Below are 15,641 nucleotides of genomic sequence, written 5' to 3' on the forward strand. Positions count from 1 at the left end.
ATGGTAAGAGAGGCGAAGGGGGATGAATATGATTCAACAAACAAAGATTTATAATGAAAAAATAGAACGTGTTATCGAAAATATAAATAAAGTAATCATCGGTAAAGAAGAGGTAGCTAGTTTAAGTCTAGTTGCTCTTTTAACAGACGGCCATGTATTGCTAGAAGATGTTCCAGGAGTTGGAAAAACAATGCTAGTACGAACTTTGGCGAAATCTGTAAATTGTGACTTTACACGTATCCAATTTACTCCAGATTTACTACCTTCCGACGTGACTGGAGTATCGATATATAATCCAAAAGAACTAAAATTCGAATTTAGAAGTGGTCCGATATTTGGAAACATTATCTTAGCAGATGAAATTAATCGGACTTCACCAAAAACACAATCTGCTTTGTTAGAAGCTATGGAAGAAAAAAGTGTCACTGTGGATGGGACTACGAAGCAGTTACAGAAACCATTTTTTGTAATGGCAACACAAAATCCTATTGAATACGAAGGTACATATCCATTGCCTGAAGCACAGTTGGACCGTTTCTTATTAAAGTTGAAGATGGGATATCCAACTTTTGGGGAGGAGTTAGAAATGCTGCATCGTACTTCTTCTACACATCCAATCGAGGCAATCGAAGCTGTTATGTCACAGGCAGAAGTGTTGCAGGCACAAGAAGAAGTAAAACAAGTTTACATCGATCATTCAGTGAAACAATATATTATTAATCTTGTAACAAGAACAAGAGAAAATAGTTCCATATATTTAGGAGTAAGCCCGCGTGGCTCCATTGCTTTGATGAAGGCTGCTATGGCTTATGCCTATATTTCCGATCGTGACTATGTTATTCCTGATGATGTGAAGTATCTTGCTCCATTCGTATTATCTCATCGTATTATACTTACATCCGAGGCAAGATATGAGGGAATTACTAGTGAAGATGCAATTGCATCTATTATTAAATCTACGCATGTTCCAATAAGGAAGGATACAGCAGAATGAAAGGGAAGATAAAAGCTACTTGGAATATCATATGGCTAGTTTTATTAATGGCTATATTATTTAGCTATGCGATGTTTCAAGGTGGATTTGTAAGTTGGTTTTTATTTTATAGCTTTCTTCCAATTTTTCTATACCAGGTACTTTTATCTCTTTATCCGTTTAAAAAATGGGAGATAACACGTGAAATTCCAAGATCGGTGGTTCAAGCTGGTGATGAGATATATGTAACGATTCATATGAAACGAAAGTCATCATTTCCTTTATTCTATTGTTCTATAAAAGAACAAATGCCGGATTCACTAATGCTAAGAGATGTAAAAAAGGAAAAGTATCATTCTTTTGCCAATCCAGAAGTATTAAAAGGGAATCGAACATTAAATCGAATTGTATTCCCTCTATTTAGAAAACAGATATCATTTACCTATGCAATCCAACAAGTTCCTAGAGGCGAGCATCAGTTACGAGCAGTTACGTTACGTACAGGTGATATTTTTGGTTTAATAAAAAAACAAGTAATGATACCTGTGGAAAATAAGCTCGTTGTGTTTCCGTATCTTCATGATTTAAAAATAAAAGATCGTATAACGAGTTATGATCAAGGAGCAGTTGCTTCTACTGTAGTGAATCAATCCAATACAAATATTGCCACTGGTGTTCGAGAATATGCTCCTGGCGACCGTGTGTCATGGATTGATTGGAAACAAACTGCACGAAAACAAGATGTAATGACAAAGGAATTTGAACAAGAAAAAAGTACCGAAATTCTAGTGGTACTTGATAGTTGTAATAGTAATCATATGAACCGATTAGCGTATGAAGCATCTATTGAAATTAGCTCCTCATTATTAATGGAATTTCAAAAAAAGGATCATCAGGCCAATTTTCTTTCTATCGGACAAGAGTCACACTTTTTTTCATCCAAATACGGAAGAAGTAATCATTCTCCGATGAATCGCTATTTCATACATGCTAAACCTAGTGGCACACAACCATTTTCTGTTCGTCTACGTGAAGAATTAAAAAGAAATAGAAAATCGGAAAGTATTTTTATAATTGTTACCCATTTAGATGATTTTTTAATGCAAATAATGCTAGAAGCTAAAGTCGGGAGAAAATACCTGGCAGTATTTTTTATTCAGGCAAAATCACTCATTACTGAAGAAGAACATCGTATTATTCAGAAGATGAGACTTGCGAATATTCATGTACAAATGTTATCTGACCAGCACTTGCTTGAGAGTCCTATCGAGGTGAATTTTAGATGAAGCTTAAAGGAGAAAAATCCAACCAAATAACGACGATATTGCTGTATATCAGTGGATTCTTCTTGTTTTTAGAATGGCTATATCCGCTTGGTGATATTACAGATACAACAGTTGGTGTGTTTGTAATGTTTGCGACTTATTGTTTTTTCCTGTCTCTGTTTGAGATGAAGTGGTGGTTAACTCTCTTATTAAAAGGCTTCGCATTAATGTTCATTTTAAATGGATTATATTTTGACGTTAGCCTGGTTGAATTGCAATGGATAACAAATGCGGTAGAGGAATTATTTTATAATATAAATATTCTCTTCTCTCAGGAATGGTATTTCTTGACGCCAATGTTCCGTAGTTTGCTATTTTTGATCTTAATATGGTTAATGAGTTACCTTTTGCATTATTGGTTTGTACAAATGAAGCATATTTTCTTATTTATATTATTAACATTTTTCTACGTAACGATTATTGATACATTTACCGTTTATGATGGTGCACTCTCCGTGGTTCGTACATTTATTATTTCTTTTGTTGCTTTAGGAATTGCCAATTTAGGTAAGGAAATTGATAAAGGATCTGTTCGAATTACAATAAAGAATAGTGTAGTTTATTGGCTTATGCCATTAATGGGGCTTGTTTTGTTTTCTTCGATGATAGGATATGCAGCACCTAAATTAGATCCTCAATGGCCAGATCCTGTACCGTTCATTCAAAGTGCTGCAGAAAATGCAGGGTATGGTAGTGGTCCAGTTCAAAAGGTTGGTTATGGGGAAAATGATTCACAACTAGGTGGATCCTTTATTCAAGATGATACACCAGTATTTGAAGCGACTTCAGAAGAAGATCATTATTGGCGTATAGAGACGAAGGATCTCTATACTGGGAAAGGTTGGGAAACTTCACTAGATAGTACGGAGATGGAATCACCTAATGGTATGATCCCATTTGCTACTTTTTCAAATAATGTCGAACTTGAAGATTTGGAAGCAGAAATCGAATTTGTTGGTGGGGAGTCGCTCCCGAAACTTGTTTATCCTTACGGTGCAAATCAAGTAACTGCAGAGAATGATTATGAAATTTTTCACGATGTTAGTATGGAAGCTGTATTCATGAAAGAAAATGGCGAAGATATAGAACCTGATCAATATCAAATTCAATATAATCATCCTTCTTATGACATAGATGTATTGAAAGAAGATGACGGTGATGATGGTGAAGCGATTCAAGAGAGATTCACTCAACTTCCAGATGAACTTCCTGAACGAGTCGGAGAATTAGCTGAAGAAATTACGGGAAGTCAAGAAACACGTTATGATAAGGCAAAAGCAATCGAAAGATACTTTAGTTCTAACGATTATCAATATCAAACAACCGATATCCCGGTTCCTGGAGATGGGGAAGATTATGTTGATCAATTTTTGTTTGATACGAAGGTTGGCTATTGTGATAATTTTTCTACTTCTATGGTAGTCCTATTGCGATCACTTGATATACCAGCTCGATGGGTAAAAGGGTTCACTAGTGGTGAGATCATGGACACGTTAGATGATGATAAGAGAATCTATGAAGTAAAAAATTCCAATGCCCATTCATGGGTGGAAGTATATTTTCCAGAAACAGGTTGGGTTCCATTCGAACCTACACAAGGTTTTACAAACTTATCTGATTTTCATGTAGAGTTAGAAGAGAACAATGAAAATGAACAAGATTATTTAGAAGCTCCAGAAAATAATACGCAGGAGCCACCAGAGTCAGAATCTGAAGAACCTGAAGAGGAAGAGGATACGCTAGCTACTGGTAGTTCTACAAATGATGATGGTTTAACCATTAATTCTTGGTATATTTGGATTGGTATAGCAGTACTCGTTCTCATCATTGCTATTGTTCTGTTTAAAAGACGTCATCATGTAAAAGTGAGAATAATTCAAGCTAAACTAGAAAAACAACAAGACACGGCTTCCTTCCAAGATGCATATTTGTATTTAATTACGTTACTCAAAAAGCAAGGGTACCAAAGACATCCAGATCAAACGCTCAGAGAATTTGCAAAGGAAGTAGACTTTAATTTATCTTCCCAAGATATGGGAGAACTTACGAGACATTATGAACGAACAATCTATAGTGGCAACAATTCGTTGCGAATACAAGAACTAACTCAATTATGGAAAAATTTAATTAACCGTATAATGGGTTGACCAGTGCGAGCCTGCTTAGTAGAATAAGGACATGTGAAAATATAAGTGATAAAAGTCGGTTTCTATATTATTATATCGAATTTTATCCAATGCCTTTCGTATATCCTCGATAATATGGTTCGAAAGTATCTACCGGGTCACCGTAAATGACCTGACTATGAAGGCAGAAGCAGGTACGGTTAAGATACCTGGATTTCTGTCTTTTTAGATAGCTATGTCTATGTAGCTAATTGGAGGGCAGTTTTCCAGGTTTTTTTCATAGGTGAATGTTTTTTATATTATATTTTTATTTCGAATAGATATGGACGTATGATAGCCTTAAGGTATACGGTATGTAAACGAAAAACAAACTAATAATATAAGAGAGAAGCCTATAGTAAGTATAGATAGGAGAGCGATTATGGAAAATAATGAGTTAGTACTTGTACTTGATTTTGGAAGTCAATACAATCAATTAATCACACGTCGAATTAGAGAATTTGGCGTTTATAGTGAACTTCATTCTCATAAATTAACCGCTGAAGAAATCAAAGAAATGAATCCAAAAGGAATTATTCTTTCTGGTGGTCCTCATAGTGTTTATGATGAAAATAGTTTCCGCTGCGACGAACGTATTTTTGAATTAGGAATTCCTGTATTAGGAATTTGCTACGGGATGCAGTTAATGTCACTTCATTATGACGGTAAGGTTGAGCGCTCTAAAAACCGTGAATATGGGAAAGCATTGATTGAACTTGATGGAGAGCCTGTATTATTTAAAGATACTCCAAAAGGACAGACTGTTTGGATGAGTCATGGAGACAAAGTCACTGCAGCACCACCATCTTTCAACATTGATGCAACAAGCCCTTCCACACCGATTGCAGCAATTAGTAATGTAGAAAAGAACTTGTACGGTGTTCAATTCCATCCGGAAGTTCGTCACACTGAATATGGAAATGATTTATTAAATCGCTTTGTATTCGATGTATGTGGATGTGCTGGAGATTGGTCAATTGAGAACTTTATTGATATGGAAGTAGAGAAAATCCAAGAAACAGTTGGCGATCGTAAAGTACTATGCGCACTAAGCGGTGGAGTAGACTCTTCTGTAGTTGCCGCTTTGATTCATAAAGCGATCGGCGATCAGCTAACTTGTATTTTCGTGGATCATGGTCTTCTTCGTAAAAATGAAGCAGATGATGTCATGAAAGTATTTGCAGAAGATTTTCAGATGAATATTATCAAAGTCGATGCAAAAGATCGTTTCCTATCTAAATTAGCGGGTGTATCCGACCCAGAATTAAAACGTAAAATTATTGGTAATGAATTTATTTATGTATTTGATGATGAAGCGTCGAAACTTAAAGACATCGACTTCCTAGCACAAGGCACACTATATACGGATGTTATTGAAAGTGGTACCGACACTGCACAAACAATTAAATCTCACCACAATGTAGGTGGATTACCAGAAGATATGCAGTTTACGCTAATTGAGCCTTTAAATACGTTATTTAAAGATGAGGTACGTGAATTAGGATCTCAATTAGGTGTACCAGATCGTATTGTTTGGCGACAGCCATTCCCAGGACCTGGATTAGCTATTAGAATCCTTGGTGAAGTAACCGAAGAACATTTAGAAATCGTTCGTGAATCAGATGCAATCCTACGTGAAGAAATTGCAAAAGCAGGTCTAGATCGTGATATTTGGCAATACTTCACAGTCTTACCAAACATCAAAAGTGTTGGAGTAATGGGTGATGCACGTACGTATGCTCATACAATCGGTATCCGTGCGGTAACTTCTATTGATGGAATGACTTCCGATTGGGCACGTATTCCATGGGATGTATTAGAAAGAATTTCTACACGTCTTGTGAATGATGTAGATAATATAAACCGCGTTGTGTATGACGTAACGAGTAAGCCGCCTGCTACAATTGAGTGGGAGTAGTAGAAGGAGAGCTGAAACCCCTTTGTTTATAAGGGTTTCGGCTCTTTACTCTATTTTCATTGCATTGTTATTGCATTATTTGTTTCTAATCCTTTACGTAGGTAACGAGCAGTGAACTGATTTTTAGGTGAAGTATCTTCATTTTGTGTTGCTGTTTGGTAAGACATAATACCTTCTAATTTATGGGCTACCTCAAAGTTACTGTTAGGATACAAATATCCGTAAGTGCCGAGTGTCGTTTCAATATCTTCATGCCCTAGACGGTCTTTAATGATTAATGGGTTTTCACCCATGCTAATAAGCAATGAAGCATGAGAGTGTCTTAAAGCATGTAATCTAATTCGATGAACCCCAGCTTTTTTTGAAAAACGTGTAATGGCATTCGCCAACGTATGTTTTTGTGTAGGAACACCATTATAGCTCATCACATAATTGGTTTGAATGACAGCTTGCTGCACGTTTTGCCATTCACGGAGTAAAGTTAAAGTATCCCCGTCTAATGCAATTTGGCGCACACTAGCCTTTGTTTTTGGTTCTACAAAAGAGTAATTATCTAAATTCTTATAGTAAAGTGTTTTATCAATAGATAACACGCCAGAATCAAAGTCAATATCTTCCCATTGAATTGCAGTGGCTTCTCCAATCCGCATCCCAGTCATAAATAAAAACCACAATGAGATAAATAAAAAGTGTTGATAGTAGTCTTCCTTATAAAAAAGAGAGATGACTTTTTCAAATTCTTCTTTGGTCCAAAAATCTATTTTTGTCTTTGTCTTTTTTACATTTCCAACAATTTTAGATGGATTACTTTCAGCTAAACCTAAAACAACCGCTCGATCCATCGCCATGGAAAATAACCCTTGAACATTTCTAATATAAGAAGAACGATACTTCTTTTTAGATAATGCTAATTGCCATTTTTGCACATGAATCGGGGTAATTTCGGTAGTGATTAAACTATTAAAAAAAGTGAAATGTTTTCTTACGGTCGGTAATCGATTTTCGTACGTTCTTTCTTTTACTTGTGTTTTATACCAAGGTAAAAAAATATCTTCAATAAACTGTTGGAACAGAATGTCATCTTGCTTTTCTTCTAATTCATCTGATTTTGTAAGCAGTAACCTCGAATATTCTTCCCTTGCTTCTTTTTTAGTTTTAAAACCACTACGGTATTTCTGAATTTGCTTGCCAGTGATCGGGTGATACCCTAAATTAGCACGAAAATAATATGTTCCGTTCTTTGCCTTTTTGACGATATCTTTAGTCATGATTTCACTCCTTACGCAATTAGTGCAAGAAGTACAAATCACACATCTAAAGTTATCCCTAATACTTCCTCAACAGCTTCTTTAGGAACACGATCTAACTTTTTAGATTGATAATACGCATGTCCTTTTGAAATCATTAGTTTTTTACATTCTCTAATGATATCAGCTGAAAAAGAGGGACCATAACCTAGTGCTATCAAGTCTTTTTTAGTGACTGTGACCATATGAACTCCTTTCCATAGACTAGGATATGCTATTTGATATCTGTCTATTATTATATCGCTTCTATAAAACTAATTCTAATACGTTGCGTGAATTTGGCTCTTGCACTAAAATAAAAAGGATTTAATGTCATAACTTGATAGTTACTTTAACCTATCTTGCTAAATTGAATATCAAAAATCAGACGGCTGCTGGTGCAGCTCCACGGGAATTTCACCCCTGCAAGTATTTCTTCCAGCCCTACTCATAGCTTGCGACGGTTCAAACGCTCGAACCATGACGATAGGGGAGTATCATTATCCTAACTGATGGGTTATCGCCAGCAATCCACCACGATTACATTAGATTCATAGATTATCGCTCGTTTCTAACGAAAGTCATGGCGTATGAATCAATTGGCTCATCATCAGTAGAACGTATCTGATTTTTTGCTTATACTGCACGGCGTAGTCTTCCGTGCTTTCTTTGTCAAAGAACAAATATATGATGAATGAAAGGGAAAACCTAACCATTCTGTATTCAAATTTTGAAAGCTAAAACAGATTGCATAAGCTTCGCTCGTAAGCGTTCGCGTGTATCTTCATCGATGCCCCAATAAGTGTTTCCTTGTTCATCACGGAGCTTACGCATGGATAAACTTGTCATATAGCTTCTATAATGTAGAACAACTACTTTCATTGCTTCTAGCTCACCCTTATTTGCAGCTAAAATGATTGGATACGGCAAAAAGCCACGCTCATTGCTTTCCGTATTAGTATTAATCATCCCATTCATCTGCATGCTCCTCCAAAAAACGTCTTGATGATTTCCCCTTTCATTACCTTCAACAAGTTTTTTTGTAAAATGCCAAAAATCAGAGAAAAAGTTTTTAAAAAACAATAACCCAACTGAATATTAACAGTTAGGTAGAATCATTTTTAATATTTAATATTAAGGACCAAAACAAGAAATACTTTAAATGTCAAACTCTATTTTATTACAATTCACATAAAAACTGATCGAACATAATAATGAATAATACAAAAATAAAGTTTTTTAAAATCATTTCTTATCTGTTAACCGTAATGAAACTTGAAAGGTCCAGCTAAATAAAATAGTAAGAACATAAAAATATAACCAAATAAAAATCTTAAATAAAGTGTTTGAGCCTCAGTTGATTTCAAAAGTCATTGCATATGCATGGTGAAACCATGGATAATATTTCCCATACTTGGAACTGGAGATAAAAAGAGGACATATAACTTTGATTTATCGTGGTATTAATAGAACAATTTTTGAAAAATTCGATCAAAATATAATAAAAACCTGGTTATAGCTATTTTCAATTACTCATTTTTTATCAATTAATGCACTTACTATTGACTATATTATTTAATATTTATTAAGCCTTACGATAAACATTATTCTACTCGAACACCTTTAATTTGATACTTATTTTCCGATTAACCAATTTCTTTAACCCCACCATTATACTTATAGATGATAATAATTTCTGATTTTTGGAAAGTGGATGATGACCTTCGTATATTTCCCATCTTCTGAATGAATGGAAAGGTCATGTCCTAATTTAAGAGCCATTTCTTTTGCAAGGTAGAGACCTAAACCGGTAGATTTGGCATGACTTCTCCCAATAGATCCTGTAAATCCTTTTTCAAATACGCGGCTGATATCCTCTGGCTTAATTCCAATGCCTGTATCTTGAATCTGTAGCCGCTTTTCTTTTCGATCTTCCTCAAATTGTACGGAGATTTCCCCGCCTTCACCTGTATATTTTAAAGAATTTGAAAAAACTTGATCCATAATAAAACCAAGCCATTTACTGTCGGTATGGACAACCTGTTCAATATTGTCCATATGAAAACGAATTTGCTTGTTAATAAAAGATTTGGCAAATTTCTTTACACTATTTTTAGCGACTTGATCCAACACTACCTCGGAAATAAAATAATCTTTGGAAAAAGAATCAATGCGAGAATAATAAAGAGCCTGCTCCACGTAATTTTCGATTCTATCCAACTCATCTTCAAACTTGTCCACAAGGTTTTCAACAGTTCTTCCATTACTGTTTTCCATAAGCAAGCGACCTGCCGCAATCGGAACCTTGACTTCATGAATCCAAGATGTAATAAAGTCTTGATGATCCATTTTTTCGTTATACAACTTTTGTAATTGATCGCCATGCACACTATTTACTTTTTTTAATAACTCAAGATATAACAGTTGTTCATCGTTTCGCGGTTTAGGCAGAGTTGCGAGAAATTCTTCATGATTACTTTCAACCACATCATTTAATTCCCGATAAAATTCTCTATTGTAATAGTATTCGATGATTACGTATATAGCTACAATAAAAAAGATAACCATATTGGTATATACGATATTACTTACAGCGTTTCTGGAATCTGTGCTCACAATCATCATCAAAGAAACAAAGAACATAATGATCATGTTTAATATAAAGAAATTCCGTTTATCTTTTAAGTAATGAAAGAAATTCATTGAATTATATAACCTTGTCCTTTCTTAGTTGTAATAAAGTGTTCTTTTCCAAGTTCAACAAGTTTTTTACGCAGGCGAGCAATATTAACCGTCAATGTATTTTCGTCCACGAAATTTTCATTCTTCCAAAGGCTACGCATCATTTTCGTACGACTGACGATGATTCCTTTATTTTTCATAAGAATTTTTAAAATAAGAAATTCTGTTTTCGTGAGTTCCGATTTTCGATCTCCATGTAAGACCTCTCCGTTTTCAAGATTTAATATAATTCCATCATGTTCCATTGTCTGAGACTGTGTTTCCATATAGGAATACGTTCTGCGAAGGAGTGCATTTATTTTTGCAATCAATACATCCATATGGAAAGGTTTTTGAATATAATCATCTCCTCCCATGTTCATCGACATCACTATATCCATTGGTGTATCACGGGAAGAGAGAAAGATCATAGGGACCTTTGAAATTTCTCTGATTTTATTACACCAGTAAAATCCGTCAAACGATGGCAAATTGATATCCATGATGACTAGGTGAGGATCATGATTAAGAAATACCTGCATGATTTGGTCAAAGTCTTCGATCTTAACGGTTTCAAAACCCCACTTTTCTAATGCTTCCCCTACCATATCACGAATGGTCAAATCATCTTCCACAATCATGATTTTCATTCCTCTTCCCTCCAAACAATCATCCTTCTGTAACATCATATTAATTGAATATCGACCAACATACAAAGAAAACATCGTGTTTAATATATTTTTTATCAATGTGACGAAAATGTAAGGTTACGAGATCAAGCTGTAAGTTTATATAAAGAGCAGCTATTGTAAAATAAAAACATAAAACAAAACTATTCTGAATGGAGGATTTAAATATGAAAACTATTGTCGAAGCAAAACAAATAAAAAAAGTCTATGGTGCAAAGGGAAATGTATTTTCAGCTTTGGAGGATATAGACTTAACCGTCATGGAAGGTGAATTCGTCGGTATTATGGGTCCCTCGGGTGCTGGTAAATCAACTTTACTAAATATATTGGCAACAATTGACGAGCCGACTGCTGGTGACATCGTGGTTGACGGAATCAATTTGACAAAGATGAATGAAGAGCAATTATCTGCCTTTCGCCGTGACAAACTTGGTTTCCTTTTCCAAGACTATAATTTATTAGATACTCTAACTGTGAAAGAAAATATTATCTTGCCGTTAGCCTTGGCAAAATTGAACGTTGAGGAATTGGAACGAAGAGCAGATGAAGTGGCAGATAAGTTTGGCATTCGCGACATTTTAAATAAGTACCCGTACCAAATTTCTGGGGGACAAAAGCAACGCACGGCAGCATCACGCGCGATTATTTCAAAGCCAAACCTAATATTGGCAGATGAACCAACAGGTGCGTTGGATTCGAAATCAGCAACAGACTTATTAGAAAGTTTAAAGGATCTTAATGAACAAGACAAGGCAACAATTTTAATGGTTACCCATGATGCTTATGCGGCAAGTTATTGTAATCGCGTCCTATTTATTAAAGACGGTAAAATCTTCACAGAACTTGTAAAAGGGAAAAGATCCCGCAAAGAATTTTTCAACAAGGTATTGGATGTTCTATCCGCACTGGGGGGTGGAGCAAATGACGTTATTTAGTTTAGCAAGGAAAAATATTAAAGGTAATTTCAATAATTATTTTGTCTATTTTGTTACACTCGTCTTCAGCATGGTTATTTATTATACGTTCACTTCCTTGCAATATAGCGAAAAAATTCAGGAAAGCATTGAATTGTCGGATACAATGAGTTTCATGTTTGGGGTATCATCAATTATCTTAATTTTATTCGTAGCAATCTTTATTTTGTACTCCAATTCATTCTTCACAAGAAAAAGGAAGAAAGAAGTCGGATTGTACGCCATACTTGGTTTACGCAAGAAAACCATTGCAAAAATGTTGTTTTATGAAAATTTGATTATGGGAATCATTGCAATAGTTATTGGAATTATTCTTGGAACCTTACTTTCCAAATTATTTGCAATGATTTTAATAAAACTTATGGGTTCAATTGCCGAGGTGGACTTCGGTATTTCCATTCTAGCGATTACCCAAACAGTCATAGTCTTTATGGTCATTATTTTATTCACTTCCGTTCAAGGTTACCGTTTGATTTATCGTTTTACATTAATCGAATTATTCTATGATGAGAAAAAAGGAGAACAAATTCCAAAGGTTTCACTTATTACGGCTGTTATCGGAGTTATATTTCTTGTCGTTAGTTACTGGCTGATATTAAAACCATTTCCTGACGAATTTACTACGGAATATTTAATAAAAAATTATGGTATTGCTTTTGTTGCTCTCGTCATTGGCACCCATTTATTTTTTCGATCTGTAACGGTCTATTTATTAAGATTATCACAAAAAAATAAGTCGCGTTATTACAGAGGAACTAGAATAATTGAAACATCTCGTTTACTGTTTCGTATTAGAGGGAATGCACGTACCTTTACAGTCATTGCATTGTTGAGTGCTGCTACGATCTGTTTCTTAGGTGCAACTTACAGTGGGTATTACAGCAACGAAAAAAGAGCTAAGGAAGTTGTTCCATTCAGCTATTCGCATTTGTCAAAAGGTCCAGAATTTGATTCGCAGGTGGAGAGCATAATAAAAGCAGATCATCGACATCCAATAAAAGCCCAACTAGACATACCCGTCATTCAGGTAAAAGGAATACTCTCATTTCAACTGGATTATGACATAAATCCTGTGAAATTAATCTCAGAAAGTACATTTAATAAAGTAGCGAATGCTTTAAATAAGGATGAAACAGTCTCACTATCAGGAAATCAAGCAGCAGTAATCCAGCCAAGGTTTACTGAATATACGAAGTCGGTTTTTAAAGGAGAAAATATAACGATTCAATTGCCTCAAGGAAGCAGCGAACTGCCATTTGTTCATATGGTTGAAAGTAATGTGCTACCTTTCGATTATCCCGATTTCTTTCTAGTAGTCAGTAACGAAATGTTTGCTGAGATAGCCAAAAAAGAGGCTCCATTAACTTATAAAGTGTATGAAGTGGAAAATGAAGTAACGGCACAAGCCACATCAAAGAAAGTAAATAAACTGGTTGGAAACGATTTTCAAGTTTCTTCATCATTTTATACGGAGTATAAGCAAGGTAAAGAAGGAAACGCAATTACTCTCTTTATTTTCGGATTTTTGGGGCTAGTATTTTTAGCAGCAACTGGAAGTATCATTTATTTCAAACAGTTAACAGAAGCGAATGAGGCGAAAGGACACTATGAAATCCTTAGAAAAATCGGTGTCAATAAAAAGGATATACGTAAATCAATCAAAAGGCAGTCATTATTTGTATTTGGATTGCCACTAACCATAGGAACATTGCACAGTTGTGTGGCATTGTACTTTACTAGCAACTTTATTTCTAATCTCATTGGAATCAATCTTATTTTCCCTATTCTAATGGCTATAGTCTTCTTTGTTATTATCTATGCAGTCTATTACGTATTAACTGTTAATACGTACAATCGCATTGTAAACAAATAAGGGCGAAACATCTCTCGAATGTTCGGTTCGGGAGGTGTTTTTTCATGTATTCCTTTGTTAAAAAAATCCTCATTACTCTGGAATCTAGACCGATTATATTATTGAAGATCAAATTGAACATCCTTAAATCTTCTAACAACAAAAAATCGAATGATTGGAAATATGATAACTCCTATACAAAATGTATCGCCAATAGAAACACAATTCAGTCTGTAATATCAGAAATAATGCCATATTCTTTCATTAATTTATTTTTAACCATGTAATATTCTTTCTTGGTAATCAAATTACGGGTTAGCAGTTGTTTTAACATAGCAATTTGTATACTATAAAGAATCAAATCCTGTTTCAAAAAACACGCCCCCCTATAATTAATTAAAAATCAGACGGCTGTTGGTACAGCTCCACGGGAATTTCACCCCTGCAAGTATTCCTTCCAGCTCTACTCATAGCTTGCGACGCTTTGAACGTTCGAACCATGACGGTAGAGGAGTATCATTATCCATACTGATGGGTTATCGCCAGCAATCCACCACGATTGTATTAGACTCATAGATAATCGCTCGTTTCTATCGAAAGTCATGGCGTATGAATCAAGTGGCTCATCATCAGTAGAACGTATCTGATTTTCGGTCTATACTGCACGGCGTTATCTTCCGTGCTTTCTTTGTCAAAGAACAATATATGTGAAAGGGAAAACTTAACCATGTAATCAAATCTTGAAAGCTAAAATGCCCTGCATAAGCTTCGAACGTAAACGATCATGTGTGTCTACATCAATGCCCCAATACGTATTACCACGCTCATCATAAAGTTTACGCATAGACAAACTTGCCATATAGCTTCCATAATGCAAAATAACGTAATTCATCGCTTCTGGATCACCCTTATTTGCAGCTAAAATAATTGGATAAGGTAATAAGCCACATTCGTTGTCTTTTGTGTTAGCATCAATCATCCCAGTCATCTGCATGTTCCTCCAAAAATCGCTTTAACCTTTTAAAAGAGCTTGTCCGTCTATACTGAACCGTACTACGAGGAATCTCTAGTAGTTCGGCTATTTCTACATCTGATTTATCAAAAAAATAGTATAGTAGGACTGTCTTACGCTTTTCTATTGGCAAAGTACGCAACGCTTCAGCGAGTAATTTCGGAGTTATTTTCTTTCCAACCACTTGAAAACTTTGTCCTTCTTCTCCTTCATATTGATGATCTAAGGTAAAGAGTTGATTTTCTTCTTGTGGTGTGAGATCCGAAAATGTCATCTCCTTTGTTAGACGTTGTTGCCTTTCGTTATAAATGTTGATTGCTTCATTCTTCAATACACGTTTACAAAAGGCATTAAATGCACAGCGAATTTGCCACTCGGTACGATCTGGTTCTATCATGCATTTCCTCTCCCTTCGCAACTGCAAAGGTGGGTGATGATTTCCCCTTTCATAACCTTCAACAAGATTTTTTATGAAATGCCAAAAATAAAAGCAATATTTTAAAAAATATTCATTAAATACAAAAAAGCCCAACTGAACATAAGCCAGGTGGGAGTAAAAATTTATACATATTATTAAATGGAAAATTCTATTTAAAAAAGTGGAAAGCCTTAGTTCAAAAAGAAAACAAATTACGACAAAACAAAAAGTAAAAGTAATATATGAGCTAAGGCACGATTATCCTGTGAAGACATTACTCAAAATTTCCGGTATTCCACGTAACACTT

At 35.1% G+C, this 15,641-nt stretch carries 14 protein-coding genes and 1 riboswitch; of the genes, 6 read left to right on the forward strand and 8 right to left on the reverse strand.

Features of this window, described 5'->3' with window-relative positions; all coding sequences use genetic code 11:
- The first annotated feature begins 28 nt into the window (after positions 1-28).
- The 4 genes from C794_RS03955 to guaA all read left to right on the forward strand — a co-directional run bounded on the left by C794_RS03955 (position 29) and on the right by guaA (position 6,381).
- The gene (locus C794_RS03955) at positions 29-994 is read left to right on the forward strand and encodes an AAA family ATPase (protein ID WP_017795837.1); all 966 of its coding nucleotides are present in this window, start codon (positions 29-31) and stop codon (positions 992-994) included.
- A complete protein-coding gene (locus tag C794_RS03960) occupies positions 991-2,259 on the forward strand; it encodes a DUF58 domain-containing protein (protein WP_017795838.1) in 1,269 nt (422 codons plus the stop codon). Before C794_RS03955 ends, C794_RS03960 begins: the two co-directional genes overlap by 4 nt.
- On the forward strand, positions 2,256-4,445 hold the full coding sequence (locus C794_RS03965; RefSeq protein WP_017795839.1) for a DUF4129 domain-containing transglutaminase family protein: 2,190 nt from the start codon (positions 2,256-2,258) through the stop codon (positions 4,443-4,445). The genes C794_RS03960 and C794_RS03965 overlap by 4 nt, the downstream gene beginning before the upstream one ends.
- Positions 4,446-4,521: 76 nt before the next feature.
- Positions 4,522-4,623, forward strand: a riboswitch (purine riboswitch).
- Positions 4,624-4,845: 222 nt separating this feature from the next.
- Positions 4,846-6,381, forward strand: a complete 1,536-nt coding sequence (guaA, locus tag C794_RS03970) for a glutamine-hydrolyzing GMP synthase (protein ID WP_017795840.1) — start codon at positions 4,846-4,848, stop codon at positions 6,379-6,381.
- 56 nt (positions 6,382-6,437) lie between these two features.
- On the opposite strand, the gene C794_RS03975 is transcribed toward guaA, so the two are convergent.
- The 5 genes from C794_RS03975 to C794_RS03995 all read right to left on the reverse strand — a co-directional run bounded on the left by C794_RS03975 (position 6,438) and on the right by C794_RS03995 (position 11,038).
- Positions 6,438-7,649 carry a site-specific integrase gene (locus C794_RS03975; RefSeq protein WP_017795841.1) on the reverse strand — a complete coding sequence of 404 codons (1,212 nt, stop codon included), beginning with the start codon at positions 7,647-7,649 and terminating at the stop codon, positions 6,438-6,440.
- A 38-nt stretch (positions 7,650-7,687) separates the two neighbouring features.
- A complete protein-coding gene (locus C794_RS03980; protein WP_017795842.1) occupies positions 7,688-7,873 on the reverse strand; it encodes a DUF3173 domain-containing protein in 186 nt (61 codons plus the stop codon).
- Between the two features lie 517 nt (positions 7,874-8,390).
- Entirely contained in the window at positions 8,391-8,645 is a 255-nt protein-coding gene (locus C794_RS03985; protein ID WP_017795843.1) for a helix-turn-helix domain-containing protein, read from the reverse strand.
- A 699-nt stretch (positions 8,646-9,344) separates the two neighbouring features.
- Positions 9,345-10,370 carry a sensor histidine kinase gene (locus C794_RS03990; protein ID WP_017795844.1) on the reverse strand — a complete coding sequence of 342 codons (1,026 nt, stop codon included), beginning with the start codon at positions 10,368-10,370 and terminating at the stop codon, positions 9,345-9,347.
- Complete coding sequence (locus C794_RS03995; RefSeq protein ID WP_017795845.1) at positions 10,367-11,038, reverse strand: response regulator transcription factor; 672 nt, start codon at positions 11,036-11,038, stop codon at positions 10,367-10,369. Before C794_RS03995 ends, C794_RS03990 begins: the two co-directional genes overlap by 4 nt.
- Before the next feature lie 206 nt (positions 11,039-11,244).
- Here C794_RS03995 and drcA point away from each other — a divergent pair, with 206 nt between their 5' ends.
- Both drcA and C794_RS04005 read left to right on the forward strand, forming a co-directional pair.
- A complete protein-coding gene (gene drcA, locus C794_RS04000) occupies positions 11,245-12,012 on the forward strand; it encodes a daptomycin efflux ABC transporter ATP-binding protein DrcA (protein ID WP_017795846.1) in 768 nt (255 codons plus the stop codon).
- Positions 11,999-13,924, forward strand: a complete 1,926-nt coding sequence (locus C794_RS04005) for an ABC transporter permease (RefSeq protein ID WP_017795847.1) — start codon at positions 11,999-12,001, stop codon at positions 13,922-13,924. The genes drcA and C794_RS04005 overlap by 14 nt, the downstream gene beginning before the upstream one ends.
- A 205-nt stretch (positions 13,925-14,129) precedes the next feature.
- On the opposite strand, the gene C794_RS04010 is transcribed toward C794_RS04005, so the two are convergent.
- The 3 genes from C794_RS04010 to C794_RS04020 form a co-directional block, all read right to left on the reverse strand.
- Positions 14,130-14,276, reverse strand: coding sequence for a hypothetical protein (locus C794_RS04010; protein ID WP_017795848.1), 147 nt, complete (start codon positions 14,274-14,276; stop codon positions 14,130-14,132).
- A gap of 360 nt (positions 14,277-14,636) precedes the next feature.
- A complete protein-coding gene (locus C794_RS04015; protein ID WP_017795849.1) occupies positions 14,637-14,891 on the reverse strand; it encodes a helix-turn-helix domain-containing protein in 255 nt (84 codons plus the stop codon).
- Positions 14,875-15,312: an RNA polymerase sigma factor gene (locus C794_RS04020; protein ID WP_017795850.1), complete on the reverse strand. Its 438-nt coding sequence runs from the start codon at positions 15,310-15,312 to the stop codon at positions 14,875-14,877. The genes C794_RS04015 and C794_RS04020 overlap by 17 nt, the downstream gene beginning before the upstream one ends.
- Positions 15,313-15,641: the final 329 nt, after the last annotated feature.

The organism is Oceanobacillus kimchii X50, from assembly GCF_000340475.1.
GTDB classification, from domain to species: Bacteria; Bacillota; Bacilli; order Bacillales; family Amphibacillaceae; genus Oceanobacillus; species Oceanobacillus kimchii.